The sequence below is a fragment of the Streptomyces axinellae genome, assembly GCF_039532135.1.
Classification (GTDB): domain Bacteria; phylum Actinomycetota; class Actinomycetes; order Streptomycetales; family Streptomycetaceae; genus Streptomyces; species Streptomyces axinellae.
The window spans coordinates 77,453-91,679 of sequence record NZ_BAAARJ010000006.1 but is presented as its reverse complement, the minus strand read 5'-3'; the positions used below and the strand labels follow the sequence as shown (position 1 = coordinate 91,679).

The 14,227-nt window shown below is 72.1% G+C and carries 8 protein-coding genes; 6 read left to right on the top strand and 2 right to left on the bottom strand.

Going from position 1 to position 14,227, the window contains the following annotated elements; all coding sequences use genetic code 11:
* The first annotated feature begins 8 nt into the window (after positions 1–8).
* Positions 9–1,559, top strand: coding sequence for an ATP/GTP-binding protein (locus ABD339_RS10600; protein WP_344565053.1), 1,551 nt, complete (start codon positions 9–11; stop codon positions 1,557–1,559).
* Complete coding sequence (locus ABD339_RS10595; RefSeq protein ID WP_425575952.1) at positions 1,556–3,412, top strand: type IV secretory system conjugative DNA transfer family protein; 1,857 nt, start codon at positions 1,556–1,558, stop codon at positions 3,410–3,412. The genes ABD339_RS10600 and ABD339_RS10595 overlap by 4 nt, the downstream gene beginning before the upstream one ends.
* Before the next feature lie 225 nt (positions 3,413–3,637).
* Here the strand turns inward: ABD339_RS10595 and ABD339_RS10590 are convergent, their stop codons facing one another.
* Positions 3,638–4,708, bottom strand: a complete 1,071-nt coding sequence (locus tag ABD339_RS10590; RefSeq protein ID WP_344564582.1) for a DUF418 domain-containing protein — start codon at positions 4,706–4,708, stop codon at positions 3,638–3,640.
* A gap of 573 nt (positions 4,709–5,281) precedes the next feature.
* Between ABD339_RS10590 and ABD339_RS10585 the strand changes: the two genes are divergently transcribed.
* The 4 genes from ABD339_RS10585 to ABD339_RS10570 all read left to right on the top strand — a co-directional run bounded on the left by ABD339_RS10585 (position 5,282) and on the right by ABD339_RS10570 (position 12,651).
* Entirely contained in the window at positions 5,282–6,442 is a 1,161-nt protein-coding gene (locus tag ABD339_RS10585) for a hypothetical protein (protein WP_344564580.1), read from the top strand.
* A gap of 159 nt (positions 6,443–6,601) precedes the next feature.
* Positions 6,602–8,071: a hypothetical protein gene (locus ABD339_RS10580; RefSeq protein WP_344564578.1), complete on the top strand. Its 1,470-nt coding sequence runs from the start codon at positions 6,602–6,604 to the stop codon at positions 8,069–8,071.
* Between the two features lie 339 nt (positions 8,072–8,410).
* A complete protein-coding gene (locus tag ABD339_RS10575) occupies positions 8,411–9,541 on the top strand; it encodes a hypothetical protein (RefSeq protein ID WP_344564576.1) in 1,131 nt (376 codons plus the stop codon).
* Positions 9,542–9,750: 209 nt separating this feature from the next.
* Positions 9,751–12,651: an AfsR/SARP family transcriptional regulator gene (locus ABD339_RS10570; protein ID WP_344564574.1), complete on the top strand. Its 2,901-nt coding sequence runs from the start codon at positions 9,751–9,753 to the stop codon at positions 12,649–12,651.
* Between the two features lie 119 nt (positions 12,652–12,770).
* On the opposite strand, the gene ABD339_RS10565 is transcribed toward ABD339_RS10570, so the two are convergent.
* Positions 12,771–13,943 (bottom strand): hypothetical protein, encoded by a 1,173-nt coding sequence (locus tag ABD339_RS10565; protein WP_344564572.1) that lies wholly within the window; start codon positions 13,941–13,943, stop codon positions 12,771–12,773.
* Positions 13,944–14,227 lie beyond the last annotated feature (284 nt).

Here is a 14,227-nt window from a genome sequence, read left to right as displayed (position 1 = left end):
AGGAGCCGATGGCACCCTCGCGCGGCTGGCCGGGGCCGGCCGGCGGCCAGGTCGGCGCCATGGACCCGCCCACCATGTGGCGCGCGACGACCGTGCAGGCGTGCGGGCTGTGGCCGTTCGCGGCCGGTTCGGGCGCCCCGATGTCCGGTGTCCCGCTGGGACAGCACATCCACACGGGTGCGACGGTGTGCGGCGACCCGCTCTCCTGGTTCACCCGGGCCCGCTACATCTCCAACCCGTCGCTGTTCATGCTCGGAATGCCGGGCCTGGGCAAGTCCACGCTGATCAACCGGATGCTCATCGGGCTGTCCGCGACCGGTGTGGTGCCGCTGGTGCTCGGCGACCTCAAGCCCGACTACGCGGACACGGTGCGCGCGCTGGGCGGCCAGGTGATCTCCATCGGGCGCGGCATGGGCGGCATCAACCTGCTCGACCCGGGCGCGATGGGCGCCGCCGCGCTCAAGATCGGCGGCAACGCGGGCCAGGCCCTGGAGGCGGAGGCGCACGGCCGTGTCCTGAACATGGTCGCCGCGCTGATCACCATCGTCCGCGGCCGGGCCATGGACGACCACGAACAGGCCGTGCTCTCGGCCGTGCTGCACCATCTGCGCGAGCGCACTCCCCCCGGCCGGGCGCCGCTGCTGCCCGACGTGCTGAAGGTGCTCGACGAGGCCCCGGACCGGGTCCGCGCCGTGACCCTGGACCGTGGGGACGAGGCCCGCTACCGCGACGCCGTGGACCCGCTGCACCGCTCGATCCTGGGCATCCTGGACGGGCCGCTGGGCGACACGTTCGCCTCCGAGACCTCGACCCGCGTCAACCCGAACGCGCCCGCGGTCTGCATCGACATCTCCCGGATCGGCGAGGCCGACACGCAGTTGACCGCGGCGGCGATGCTCGCGGCGTGGTCCGACGGGCTCGGCTCGGTGGCGGCCTCCCACGCGCTGGCCGACGCGGGGCTCACCCCCCGGCGCTGGTTCTTCACCGTGCTCGACGAGTTGTGGCGGCCGTTGCGCGCCGCGACCGGCATCGTGGACCGGATCGACGCGCTCACCCGGCTGAACCGTACGCTCGGCCTGGGCGACGCCAAGATCACGCACACCCTCAAGGACGCCGAGTCGCTGGGCACCGAGGCCGACAAGGCCAAGGCGCGCGGCTTCGTCGAGCGTGCGGGCATGGTCGTGTGCGCCGGGCTGCCGAAGGCCGAGATGCAGGACCTGGGGCAGATCGTCGGCCTCTCCCAGCGGGAGATCGAGCTGGTCTCCTCCTGGTCCTCGCCCCCCGGTTGGGCCATGCAGGGCGAGCGCGAGGAGCCCCCGGGCCGGGGCCGCTTCCTGATCAAGGTGGGTGGCCGCCCCGGTATCCCGATCCGGGTCAGCATCACCGACACCGAGCGCCATCTGCACGACACCAACACCCGCTGGGTGCAGAACAACCACCCCGACACCCACGTGGCCAACCCCGCCGCGGGGACCGCCCCCGCTGCCGGGCCCGTCCCCCCAGCAGGGGGCGGTGTCGAGTCGGTCCCCGCACCGGGGCCGGACTGGAGGAAAGCATGAGCGCAAAGGCGGGTCTGGACCCCCGTGACATGGCCCCCTGGGCCATCGTCGCGCTGGTGGTGGTGGCCCTCTTGGCAACCGGAGGCGTCTGGTTCGGCGGGACGCTGGGCGCCGCCCTCAACGGCGCCGGCTGGCACACCCCGGACTTCTCCCTCGGGCTGATCGCCACACTGGCCACCGAGGGTACCGGGGGGCTGTGGCCGGGCGCCTCGCCGATCGCCGTGTACTGCGGCATCATCCTGGTCTTCGGCGGGGCCACGGCCGCCGTCGTCATCCCGGCCTGGATGATCTTTTCCCGTGCCAGCTCCAAGACCAAGGGCTTGGCCGGACCGCGGGAACTGGCCGCGATGTGCCCGGCCGGCATCGAGCAGCGCGCCCGGGACCTGCGTCCCTCCATCAAGAACGAGCCGAACCTGCACCCGGACGAGACCGGCAACCTGCTCGGCGATCTGGACCCGAACGGCCCGGAGTTGCGCTCCTCCTTCGAGGACGTGGAGCTGGACCTGATGGCTCCGCGTGCGGGCAAGTCCACCGGTATCGCCGTTCCCCGCGTGCTGCGGGCGCGCGGCGCGGTGCTGCTGACCTCCAACAAGTCCGACGTCTACACCGTCACCCGGGCCGAACGCGAGAAGATCGGCAAGGTCTGGACGTTCGATCCGCAGGCCATCGCCCACTCCCCCCGGGAGATGTGGTGGGACATGCTGGCGGACTGCAAGACCATCGAGGGCGCCCGCCGTCTGGCCGGGCACTTCGTGGCCTCCGTCAACGACGACGCGTCGAAGAAGGACTTCTGGATCTCGGCGGCCCAGAACACGCTCACCGCGCTGTTCCTCTCCGCCGCGCGCGGCAACGCCTCCGTCATCGACCTGCTGGGCTGGCTCGCCGACCCGGCCGACCGCACCCCCGTGGACCTGCTGCGCGACGCCGACATGATCGCGATGGCCGACCAGCTCCAGGGCACCGTGCGGGGCGCCGTGGAGACCCGCGACGGCATCTTCGAGACCGCCCGTCAGTGTGTGGCCTGTCTGCTCGACCCGGAGATCGCCGCCTGGGTCACCCCCGACCCCCGGGTTCCCGAGTTCCGCCCGCACGAGCACGCGATCGGCCGCGACACGCTCTTCCTGCTGTCCAAGGACGGCGGTGGCTCGGCGGCCGGTGTCATCGCCGGTCTCGCGGACGCCACCTTGCGGGCCGGGGTCATCGCCGCCGAGCGGATGGGCGGCCGGCTCGACCCGCCGATGACCGCAGTACTGGACGAGGCGGCCAACGTCTGCCGCATCTCCGACCTCCCCGACCTCTACAGCCACCTCGGCTCCCGTGGCATCAACGTCGTCACGCTGCTCCAGAGTTACCGGCAGGGCGCCCGGGTGTGGGGCGACGCCGGTATGGACGCGCTGTGGAGCGCCGCCACCATCAAGCTCCTCGGTGCCGGTCTGGACGACGCCGACTTCGTGGACAAGGTGTCCAAACTGGTCGGTCAGCAGGATGTGAAGACGGCCTCCTACTCCAAGAGCAAGGACGGCGGATCGCGTTCGGTCTCCTACCGGCTGGACCCGATCCTGCCGCCGGACAAGATCCGCGCCCTGCCCAAGGGCACAGCGCTCCTGCTGGCCACCGGTATCCGCCCCGCGCTGATCAAGCTGCGCCCCTGGTACAAGGAGCCGGGCGCCGGGGCGATCTCGGCGGCGGCCAAGGCCGAGGTGCAGGCGATCACCGACCGGGCGGCGCGTGCGTGGGCCGGGTCCGGGAACGCCGTGGGTGGCGGCGTCGAGCAGATGCCGCCCGGACTCCCCGGGCTTCCCGAGGGCGCACTCATGTGGAACAAGGAGACCGCCCCCGGTCCCGGCGCCTGACCGGCGCCCGACAGCCGGGTCCGGCCGATCCCGGCTGGATCCCACTGGGCCCAGCTTCCTCAGCAGTCCTGCCGCACACCGCGCTGAGGAGCTGGGCCCGGCCACGTTCGGGGCAGCCGACTGCCGGCCGCCGGCCGCTACCGCGTCGTCGGGTACGTCGGTGATGCCGAAGCCGCCACCGGGCGCGGCGGCCCGAGCCCGTGCGTCAGCCCGTCCGGCCCCGGGTCAGCCCGTGCGGCCCCGGGTCACCGTGTGCAGGAGCCGTTCGACCGGCCCGTAGCGCACCTGGCGCATCAGCCAGTTGCTGACGGCCACTTGGGCCACGTACAGGACGCAACTCCCGGCCAGTACGGCCGCCGTGGCGGCCCGGCCGTACAGCGCGAGGCCGTAGCCGGTGAAGACCAGCGCCATGACCAGCGACTGCGTCAGGTAGTTGGTGAGCGCCATCCGGCCTGCCGGGGCCAGCACGCCTCCGAGCCTCCGGCCGCGCCGCGTCCCCAGCACGAGCACGAGCGCGCTCACGTACGCGCCGGTCAGGGCCGGTGCCGTCAGCACCTCGACGGCCATGCCGATGTCGCTCCAGCGTGGATCCAGCGGCCCGTTGCCGCAGACCGCCGCGAACGCGCCGCCGGCCAGGCCGAGCGGCAGGCCGTAGCGGAGCAGCCGGATCATCTGCCCGCGATACCGGTGGGGTTCGGCCAGCACCCGGTGTTTGCCCGCGGCCAGCCCCAGCAGGAAGGCCGCCAGGATGTGCGGCGCGTAGAGGAAGTCTCCGCCGAGCATCAGCCGCCACTGTTCCAGGTTGGTGTGGACGACGGACATCGGATCGCCCCGGTAGGCCGCCACCGAGTCCGCCGCTCCGGCGGCGTCGGCCGGTGCGGCGGCGCTGCCGAGCGCGGCCAGCCCCCTGGCCAGCAGGACGGCGCTGAGCGCCACGACGAGCCAGACCGCGGCCCGCACCAGCTTGCGCGGGGTCACGTTCCGCACCGCGAACAGCACGAGCCCGAGCACCGCGTAGGTCATCAGGATGTCGCCGGGAAACAGCAGCACGGCGTGCGCGAGGCCGAGCAGGAACAGGCAGAGCACCCGCCGCAGATGCCGCGCCGCGAACCCGGCGCCGTCCCGTTCGGCCGCGCGCGCCTGCAACGTGAAGCTGTAGCCGAAGAGGAAGGCGAACAGCAGGTAGAACTTTCCACTGACCAGCGCGGTGACCAGCCAGGCGGCCACCTGGTCCGGCATCGAGGCGGACGGCCCGGCTCCGGCACTGTACGGGCCGGTCATGATCTCGACGTTCACCAGGACGATGCCGAACAGCGCGAAGCCGCGCAGGGCATCGACGTCCCTGATACGGCGCGAGGACGGGGACGGGGACGCGGACGGCTTCGGAGCCGGGTCCGGATTCGGGATAGACGTCAGGGGCGGGGTGGAGGTCGGGGCCGCCGGTTCGGCCGTTGATGCCGCTGCCGCTGCCCCGGTATCCCCTGCGGTACTGCCTGTCCCCGGCTCTGTTCCTGCCTCGGTTGCGGACAATGCCCTCGTCGCCTCTCCACGGTGCCGCGCGTTCCGCGCTCGCCGGGCGGCTGCGGTCCCGCCGCGCGGCATGCGCTTCGAGGGCCACCACGGGGGCCGCGCCGAAAGGGTTCAACCGCCACCGACTCCGTCCGAGGTGGCGACCCGGGTGCCCGGTGGCCAACAGACCTTGAAGAATCGTTCACCTCCGCGTTCCTTGCAGGTTGAACCTTTCCCGCTTCCGCTCCTTACGCTCGGAGTGACTTACAGCGCGGCGCTCAATGGGGAGCCCAACGCGAAGCCCTTTCCACGAACAGTTCCACGACAGGGCTCCCTGTTCAGCCAGGAGGAACACCCGGCATGGCATCGAACGCCAGCAACCCCGCGGCAGCGTCCCGCGCCTCGCCCCCCGAGGCCCGCGACCGCGACCGTGACCCGGACTACGGCTACGCGTACGGCTACGATCGCAAATTCGGCCACGGCGGCAGCAGCCGGAGGGACTCCGTCAGTTCGGTCAACAGCGCCGACAGCCTCGACGCCCTGTACGAGCTGTATCTCAGCTCCGAGCCCCCCTCACCCTCGCTTTCGCCCTCGTCCCCGCGTCCGCCCTCCTACTCGTCCTCGGCCCCCACCCCGACTCCGACCGCCACTCCGGTCCCGGCTCCGGCCCCGGTCCCGGCTCCGGCCCCGGTCCCGGCTCCGGCCCTGGCCCCAGTCCCGGCTCCGGCCCCGCCCTCCGAGGCGGCGACGCCGCAGAACTCCAGGGTCTGGTCGGCCGTCCAGTCCGGGCTCAAGCAGAGCTACGAGTGGTACAAGCACAACCCGTCGAAGGCGGACGGAGTCATCAAGGGACTCATAGCGGGCGTCCAGTCGGTCGGCCTGCTGTCCGGAAGCAACGCCGTGTACGCGGCAGGCGTCGGCATGAACGCCCTGAGCGTGGCGCACACCTTGGCGAAGGTCGAGGACAGGACCTACAAGCAGTGGGCGGCGGCCACGCTGGCCGCCACCGCGTCCGTGGCCTACGGCTCCACCGCCGGTACCGGACCGTCCCTGGCCAGGGGGGTGAGCGCGGCGGCCATCTCGGCGGGGACCTGGGCGCTCCCCTGGCTCGGGCCTTCCAAGGCCAAGTCCCCCTTGCTTCCCGTCAGCAACGCGTCGCCGACGCCGGAAGCACAGAGCCGCGCCGCCACCCCGCCCCGCCCGGCCGACGCGCCGCCCCGCCCGGCCGAATCCCCGTACCGTCCCGCCGAAGCCGCGGACCACTCGGCCCCGCGCCCGCCGCACGAGTCGCGGCCTGCCCGGACGGAGCGGCCGGTGCCGGTACTCGCCGGGAACCCGGTCGCGGCCAACGCGAACGCCCTCCGGTACCAGGCGCCGCCGCGCGGACCGGCCCCTCAACAGGGCGCCGGTCAGACGCCGGGCGGCTACCCGCCGCCCCCTCCGGCGCGCCTTCGGGGAAACCCCGTCTACGGCACCGCGCCCGCCGCCGGACACGGCAGGGGCCGCAGGCGCAGCGGATAGTCGCATCAGATGGGCGAATCCGGGTAGGCGCCCGCCGCGGCAATGTGCTGAGCGTGACGAGAGAGAGGGATGAGAAGCGAGGCGGTTCCCCGCTTCCGGAATGCGCTACGCGCGTATACACGACGCCTTCTCACGCGGAACGCGGCACGGAGCCCACTGATGGGCCCGTCACATGACGACGGGCTCCTGGCCGACCAGGAGGGGTCCGACATGTCAGCGAGCGACACTCAGGAACAGATACGCGAACTGCGAAAACAGATCAGAGCGAAGCAGGGGGACTGGGGGCCGCCGCCGCAAGAGGGACCGCCACGGCTGATGCCCGGGGCGTTCCCCGACTCAGGTCCCCCGTTGCCCACCTTCTCGGACAGCGACGGCCAGGAACTCCCCGCCCCTGAAAGCCCCCCGCACAACCCCCAGCCGAACCCCGGGCCCAGCTCCCGGCGCTCAGCGGCCCGTTCGCCGCACAGCCACGGTTCCGGAGACGGCGGCCTCTACGAAGCAGCCGCCTCGACCTCCCCGGCCGCATCCCGCGACATCGTCGTCGCCCTCGCCGAAGAGGCCCTCGCCCACCAGGATCGGCTCCCCCGTAAGCAGCCGTCCCCCTACGCGTCGTCGGTGGACACCGCGAGCGACTTCTCCGCTCCTCCCCGGCCCAATGTCCCGCCCGAGTTGGCCGCAGCGGTCGCACCGATCCCGCAGGACGCCCGCTCTCCGTGGTACCAGCCCGCCACCGAAACCTGGCACCATCTGGTCGGCTCCACGCTCGTCACCAGCGCCCGCGACGCGGCGAAGCATTCGTGGAAGTGGGTCGAGGACCACCCGGACCACGTCTCGGCGGCCGTCTCGGGCACCGCCTTCGCCTCCCTGGCCATCGGCGGCTTCGCGAACCCCCCGGCCACGGAGCAGGTGAGGAACTGGGCCACGTTCGTCAGGGGCCTCGGCGGCATCTCGCTGGGCAGCGCGCTCTCCGCGATACAGCTGTGGCAGACAAAGGATCCGACCCGCGCACAACAGGCGCTCGCCGCGCTCAACATGGTGGGGCAGGGCGTCTACGGCGTCGGCGTCGCCAACGCCGTCAAGAGCACCACCATTTCATGGGCCTTCTCGAACGGTGGCGCCGCTCTCTCCGCCGTGGGCGCCACGCTGTACCCCTGGATGGGCCGACAGCAGCAGGAGCCCGTGCTGCCCTACACCAACCAGGACGCCGCCGCGGCGAACGTGCGGCTCGGAAGCTCCCAGCACCTGCCGCAAAGCGGAGTCCGGCAGGACGTCCCGCTCGCGGATCTCCCGCGACCCGACTCCCCACGCGCCAACTCCCCGTCCCCCGCCTACCGCCAGGACTTCACGCGGCCCGAGAGCCCGCTGCTGCGCGACATCCCGGCGCCCGACCCCGGAGACCCCGGACGCCCCAGTGCTCCCGTCCCGCCACCGCCGGGCGGCGCTAACCAGTTGGCGTCCGCCTTCAACAGCCACCGGCCCGCACGCGCACGCTCCGCGTCGGACCCCGGCCTGGGGACGTCGCCGACCAGCACAGCGAATACGCGCTACCAGACCGCATCGCCGAACCGTCCCCCCAACCGACAGCCGGACCAGCAGCGGCGTCAGTCGCCGAGGCGCGGTCCCGGCTGAGCGGTGACGGCAGAGCGGGCGTGAGGTCTCCACACCCGTCGGCACGGCACGGCACGACATGGCAGGGCATGACGTGGTGGACGACTGGCCGGTGACCCCGCCGGTCGGGACCGCGCCGTCGAACGGTCCGGCCGGTGCCCGGGCGACGAGTCGTCCGAGGCAGCCTGGGCACCGGAGAGGAGTACGTCCACTTCGAATCCCGAGACCGACTCCGCAGGGCCGAAGTACCTTGCAGAGCCGACGAGTTGACACAACGTCACCTTGAACCGCTTGGGTTCCGCTTCCGTTCCCTCTCGTTGAAAGCAGAACGTCTGGCTGTGCGAAGGGATACCCCCCGATATGACGGACGACGGAAGACCTACCGGGTTCGACACGGACCTCGAACAGGGACCGGCCCTGTCCCGGCGAAGCACCGAATCCGAGCGCAGCACCGTGGGCCTGGAGAACAGCAGCGACGGAGAACTCTATGCCGCTGTCCCCGAAGGGGAGAGCGACTGGCGCGTACTCCGTTGGGCGGAGGGCACCCGCAAGTGGGTGGAGGCACACCCGGCCGAGGTCGTCCTGGCCGCCAAGGTCGCCGCGACTCTCCTCACGGGAGGAAGCAAGCTGGTCAAGGCGTACGCGTCCCCCGCCGTGGGCAACGCCATGGCACAGTCCGGTTCCGTGCTGGGCATGGCCGGCAACCTCTCGAACCTCTACAGGTTCGCCAAATCCGCCCGGGAGACCGGCAGCAAGGTGGACGCGGCCAAAGCGGTGAGCGAAGCCGCCGGCCTGGTCGGGGGGTTCGTGAGCAACGTCGTGATGCCGAACACCGGCCTGCCGGAACACGCACAGGTCCCGGGAGTGACGGCGGGCACCTCCGTCCAGGGTGCCAGCGGACTGGTCACCCTGGGCGACACGGAAGCCGAGAAAATGAAGAAGGCCAAGGCTTCCCTGGGAACGCAGGGCTACACGCAGCACCCCAACAGGCCCATCGAGCTTCGCGACCTCCAGCCGGTCGACCCGGCCGACCTGGCCGGACGAGCCGCAACGCCCCCGGGCTGGGACCCGAACGCCTCAGCGGCCCTCCGCTCCGCCGTCACCTCCGCCGCCACGTCCCCCGCCGAATCCCCCACCGAGACCGCGCCCCTCCCCTTCAGCCCGGACGCGGCAGCCAGCCGGCCGACCGGCAGGTCCGGGCCGCCGAGCGGCGAGCGGTCGTCACCGGACTCGGACCCGTCTTTCTCGGCCCCGCTCACGCGGACGAGTTCGGCAGCGTACAAGGAGATGCAGTCTGGGCTGAGGCCGCGGCGGACGTACACCACCACGGACCTGCCCACAGTCCCGGCGGGCCAGACCCTTCCCACGGGCAGCCGGAGCGGCGGAAACGGCGACAGCTCCGGCAACCCCTCCCGTCCTACCGTCCAGCCCCGGGCCTATAGCGCGAAAGACAAGCCTCTCCGAGGCCGCGGGCGGGGCGGCGCCAAGTGAGCACACCGCACCGGACGGCGGATCCGACTTCGCGTCAGGTGTGATATCCGGCGTGCCATGTGACGGTCCCGCGGCCTGTTCCGGCCACCGGACCGTCACATTCCGCCTACGTCTCGGTAGGTGAACGAGGGGCGTCCCCTCCGTCACCGGCACATTACAAATGACCCGCGGTGCTTCCGGAACACTCTTACGCCGGTAAAGTCGAACGCGTGAACGTGAGTGATGTGAGTACTCTGCGGGCGGCTGTTTTAGGGCCTGTTCGCGCCTGGCGTGCGGAAGAGGAGCTGGCCCTGGGCTCGCCGCAGCAGAGGGCGGTGCTGGCGGCGCTGCTGTTGCGGCGCGGCCGTCCCGCCACGATCGGTGAGCTGATCGACGCGATCTGGGGGGACGAGCCGCCGGCGGGCGCCGTCACCGTACTGCGTACGTACATCTCACGCCTGCGCAAAGTGCTGGAGCCGGGACGCGAGGGGGGCGCCGCCCCGCAAGTGATCGTCTCGGTGCCCGACGGCTACCGCATCCACCTGTCCGAAGACGCCCTGGACCTGAGCGTCTTCGAGCGGCGCGTCGCCGAGGCGAAGAAGCTCCGCACCTCGGGGGACCTTGTCGCCGCCGGGGAACTACTGCATGCCGCGCTGGAGCTGTGGGAGGGCCGTCCGCTCAACGGCCTGCCGGGACCGCTGGCCGAGTCCGAACGCTCCCGGCTCGCCGAGCAGCGGCTGAACGCGCTCGAAATCCGGCTGGATGTCGGTATTCAGCTCGGCCACCACGAGGAAGTGGTCCCCGAACTGAGCGCGCTGACCACCGGGTACCCGCTGCGCGAGCGGCTGTGCGAGCTGCTCATGCTGGCGCTGTACCGGACAGGGCGTCAGGTCGAGGCGCTGGCCGCCTACCGACGGCTCCGCAAGACCCTGGTGGCGGAGCTGGGCGTCGAGCCCGGGCCACCCGTACAGGAGATGCACTGCCGGATACTGGCCGCGGACCCGACGCTGCGCACCCCGGCCGCGCCGCAGCCTTCCGGCCCGGCCACCGGCGCCGCGCCGGCCGCCCAGCCCGCCACGCACGCGGCCCGCCCCGCGCAGCTGCCGGCCGACCTGCCGGTCTTCACCGGGCGGGGCAGCGAACTCGCCCAGTCCCACGCCCTGCTGCCCCCCGGGGGTGAGCATCCGACCGCCGTGGTGATCAGCGCCATCGGCGGCATGGCAGGCGTCGGCAAGACCACCTTGGCCGTGCACTGGGCGCACGAGATCGCCCACCGCTTCCCCGACGGCCAGCTCTACGTCAACCTGCGCGGCTTCGACCCGACCAGCACGGCCATGCCGACGGACGAGGCCGTCCACACCTTCCTCGACGCCCTGGGCGTCTCGCCGGAGCAGATGCCCGGCGGGCTCGACGCGCGAGTCTCGCTCTACCGCAGCATCCTCGCCGAGCGCCGGGTGCTGCTCCTGCTGGACAACGCCCGCGACACCACACAGGTCCGGCCGCTGCTGCCCACCGGCCCCGGCTGCATGGCCATCGTCACCAGCCGGAACCAGCTCACCGGCCTGATCGCCAACGACGGTGCGCAACCGCTGACGTTGAGCCCGCTGACGCCCGCCGAGGCACGGGACTTCCTGAGCCGCCGGATCGGCGCCAAGCGGCTCGCGGAGGAGCCGCAGGCGGCGGACGAGATCGTGGCCCGCTGTGCCCGGCTGCCGCTGGCCCTGGCCATCGTCGCGGCGCGCGCCGCCACCAACCCCAGCTTCCCGCTGCGTGCCGTGGCCGACGAACTGCGCGACAGCCACGGCAGTCTCGACGCCTTCACGGGCGGCGACATCAGCACCGATGTGCGGGCGGTGTTCTCCTGGTCGTACCAGGCGCTCTCCGCCCCCGCGACGCGGCTCTTCCAGCTCCTGGCCGTGCACACGGGCCCCGACATCTCCGCGCCGGCGGCGGCCGCTCTGGCGGGGCTCCCGCTGCGCGAGGCGCGCGGGCTGCTCGTCGAACTCACCCACGCCCACCTGCTCACCGAGCACTTCCCGGGCCGCTACACCTTCCACGATCTGCTGCGCGTCTACGCCACCGAGTGCGCAGCCACCGAGGAGGCGGCAGCCGACCGGGACCGGGCCGTGGAACGGCTTCTCACCTGGTATCTGCACACGGCGGACGCCGCCTCGAAGTACCTCACTCCGCAGCGCCCCGGCGTCCCGCTCACCCCGCTGCCGGAGGGCTGCCGTCCGCTGGCTTTCTCCACCTACGACCAGGCGCTGGACTGGTGCACGGCCGAGCGTGCCAACCTCGTCGCCGCCGTCGAACACGCGGCGACGGCCGCGCCCGGCACCGCCTGGCGACTGGCCGCGGCGCTCTGGGGGTTCTTCTACCTGCGCAGCCACACGCACGACTGGCACTCCACGAATCAGACGGCGCTGACGGCCGCCCGGGAAGCCCACGACCGCGCCGGCGAGGCGGAGTGCCTCACCGGCCTGGCCAACGCGCTCACCGCCGCGGGCCGCCTGGACGAGGCCATCGGCACCTACCAGCAGGCGCTGCCCATCTACACGGAACTGGGCGACCAGCGCGGCTGTTCGCGCGTCACGGGCAACCTCGGCGACGTCCAGCTGAGGGCCGGGCGGTACGAGGAGGCAATCCTCCACTTCCACCGTTCGCTGCGCATCGACCGCGCCCTGGGTCACCGCTGGGGCGAGGGGATCATCCTGAACAACCTGGGCGAGGCGTATCTGCGACTCGGCCGGCACGAGGAGGCCCGCGACTATCTGACGCAGGCGCTCAGCGTCCAGCGCGGCATCAACAACCGCTGGGTGGAGGGCGTCACGCTGGTCCACCTCGGCACCGTCTACCAGCAGCTCCAGCACTACGACGAGGCGGTCGAGCACTACCACATGGCGCTCGAAGCGCACCGGGCCGTCGGCAACCAGTGGGGCGAGGCGAACGCCATCGGCCTGCTCGCCGAGATCCACCTCGCCGTCGGCGACCGCGAGGCGGCCCGCGCGCACTGGACCCAGGCGCTGCGGCTGCTGGAGGAGTTCGACCACCCCGACGCCGACGAGGTCCGTGCCAAGCTCCACGCCCTGGACGGCCCGGTCATACGGCTCGCCGAGGACCCGGCGGCCTAGGGCGCTCGGGATTCCTCGGGCCTCTTGGGCGCCCTGGGCCCCTAACGGCTGCCGGTGCCGAGCCGGGTGGGAGTGCCGCTCCCGGACCGGGGTGTCGTGTGGGCCGCGTGTCACGGGGCTCACTTGCCCATCCCCCGGGCTTTCGCCTGTGTGTTCGTCTGGACGGGCGCCGGGATCCTTGTCCCCGGGGCCGACGGCCTCGGCCTGGCCTGGAGCGGACCGGCCTGCGACTGGGAAGCGCGCGCGGCGGCGGCGATCCCGGAGACCTTCCGCTGCTCCTCGGCCAGCTGCCGGATCTGGGCCTCACCGGCGACCGGTCCCGCGGTGGGCAGTCTGTTCTCGGCGTACGCCTGCTTGTAGATGGGGTTTTTGCCGACCATGTCCAGCATGGCGTTCTCGACCGCCGTCTTCTCCGTGGGGCCGAGCGCGTCATAACGCTGGTAGGGGGTCTGCTGGGGGGCGAACTGCGGGGGCAGCCCGAAGTCCTGCGGCTGCGCCTCGTAGCGCTGCTGAGGCTCCGCCAAGACCTGCGGGGGCAGCCCGAATTCCTGTGGCGCCGCCTCGTATCCCAGGGCTTCCCGGTAGGACGCGTGCTCCCCGAGGCGTTCGTACGCCGGGGGCGGCTCCTGCAGCGCGAACTGCTGCTGGACGGAGTCGGGCGGCATCCCGAGGTCGGGTCTGGGGACGAAGCCCTGCTGCGGCGCGAAGTCCGGCGGCGGTGGCGCGAGCTGCGCGGACTGCTGGAACCCCCGATCCTGCGGCGCGAACTGCTGCTGCGGGAGGAGCGGCTCGCTCTCGCCGAGTCCTTCGGAAGCCTGTTCCTTCTCTGTCTTCCGGTTCCGCCGCAGGTACTGCCACAGCGTCCGGATGGCACTGGCCACGACACCGGACTGCCGGGTTCGGCCGGCCGCTCCGGCACCCAGGAACCGCTCCCGCTGGTCGTCCTGCTCCACCTGGTCCGGGCTGAGGTCGCGTGCCATCGAGGCGTTGACCCGGACCTGTTCGGCGACGCGCGCGTCGAACTCCTCCTGCTGGAGGCGCTCCGCCAGCTGCCCGTCCGCGCGCGTCTGCGGTACCTGGGCCTCGTACCTGCGCAGCCCGTCCTGTTGGCGGCGGATCTCGCTGCGGAACTCTTCCTGCTGGAGGCCGGCCGCCGTTCTCGCGTCCGCATCGACCTGCGCGCGGGCCTGTTCGCGACGGACCTGTTCGCCGCCGTTCAGGTCGTAGGTGAGCATCTCCCGCGCCAACTGCCTCGGATCGAACGCGCGCTGGGGGTCGGTCGGTTCGGGCATGGGGAACCGTCCTCCGTTTCGTCAGCGTTGTCAGCGGCCGATGCTGCTGTAGAACACGGACGCGGGTAAAGATCGGTTCAACGGGGTGCCCGGCGAATCGCGGATGAACCGGGCACGGCCTCCGCACGTGGTGCTGAACAGGACGACGCCTGGAAACCACACCGCAGGAGAGCGACCCGGATGACCGTGAACAGCGAGAACTACGCCGCAGAACAGCCGCCCCCCAGCAGCCCCCAGGAAGCCCCGGGTGGTCCAGGCGGCCAGCCGGCCCCGGACCAGGGAGG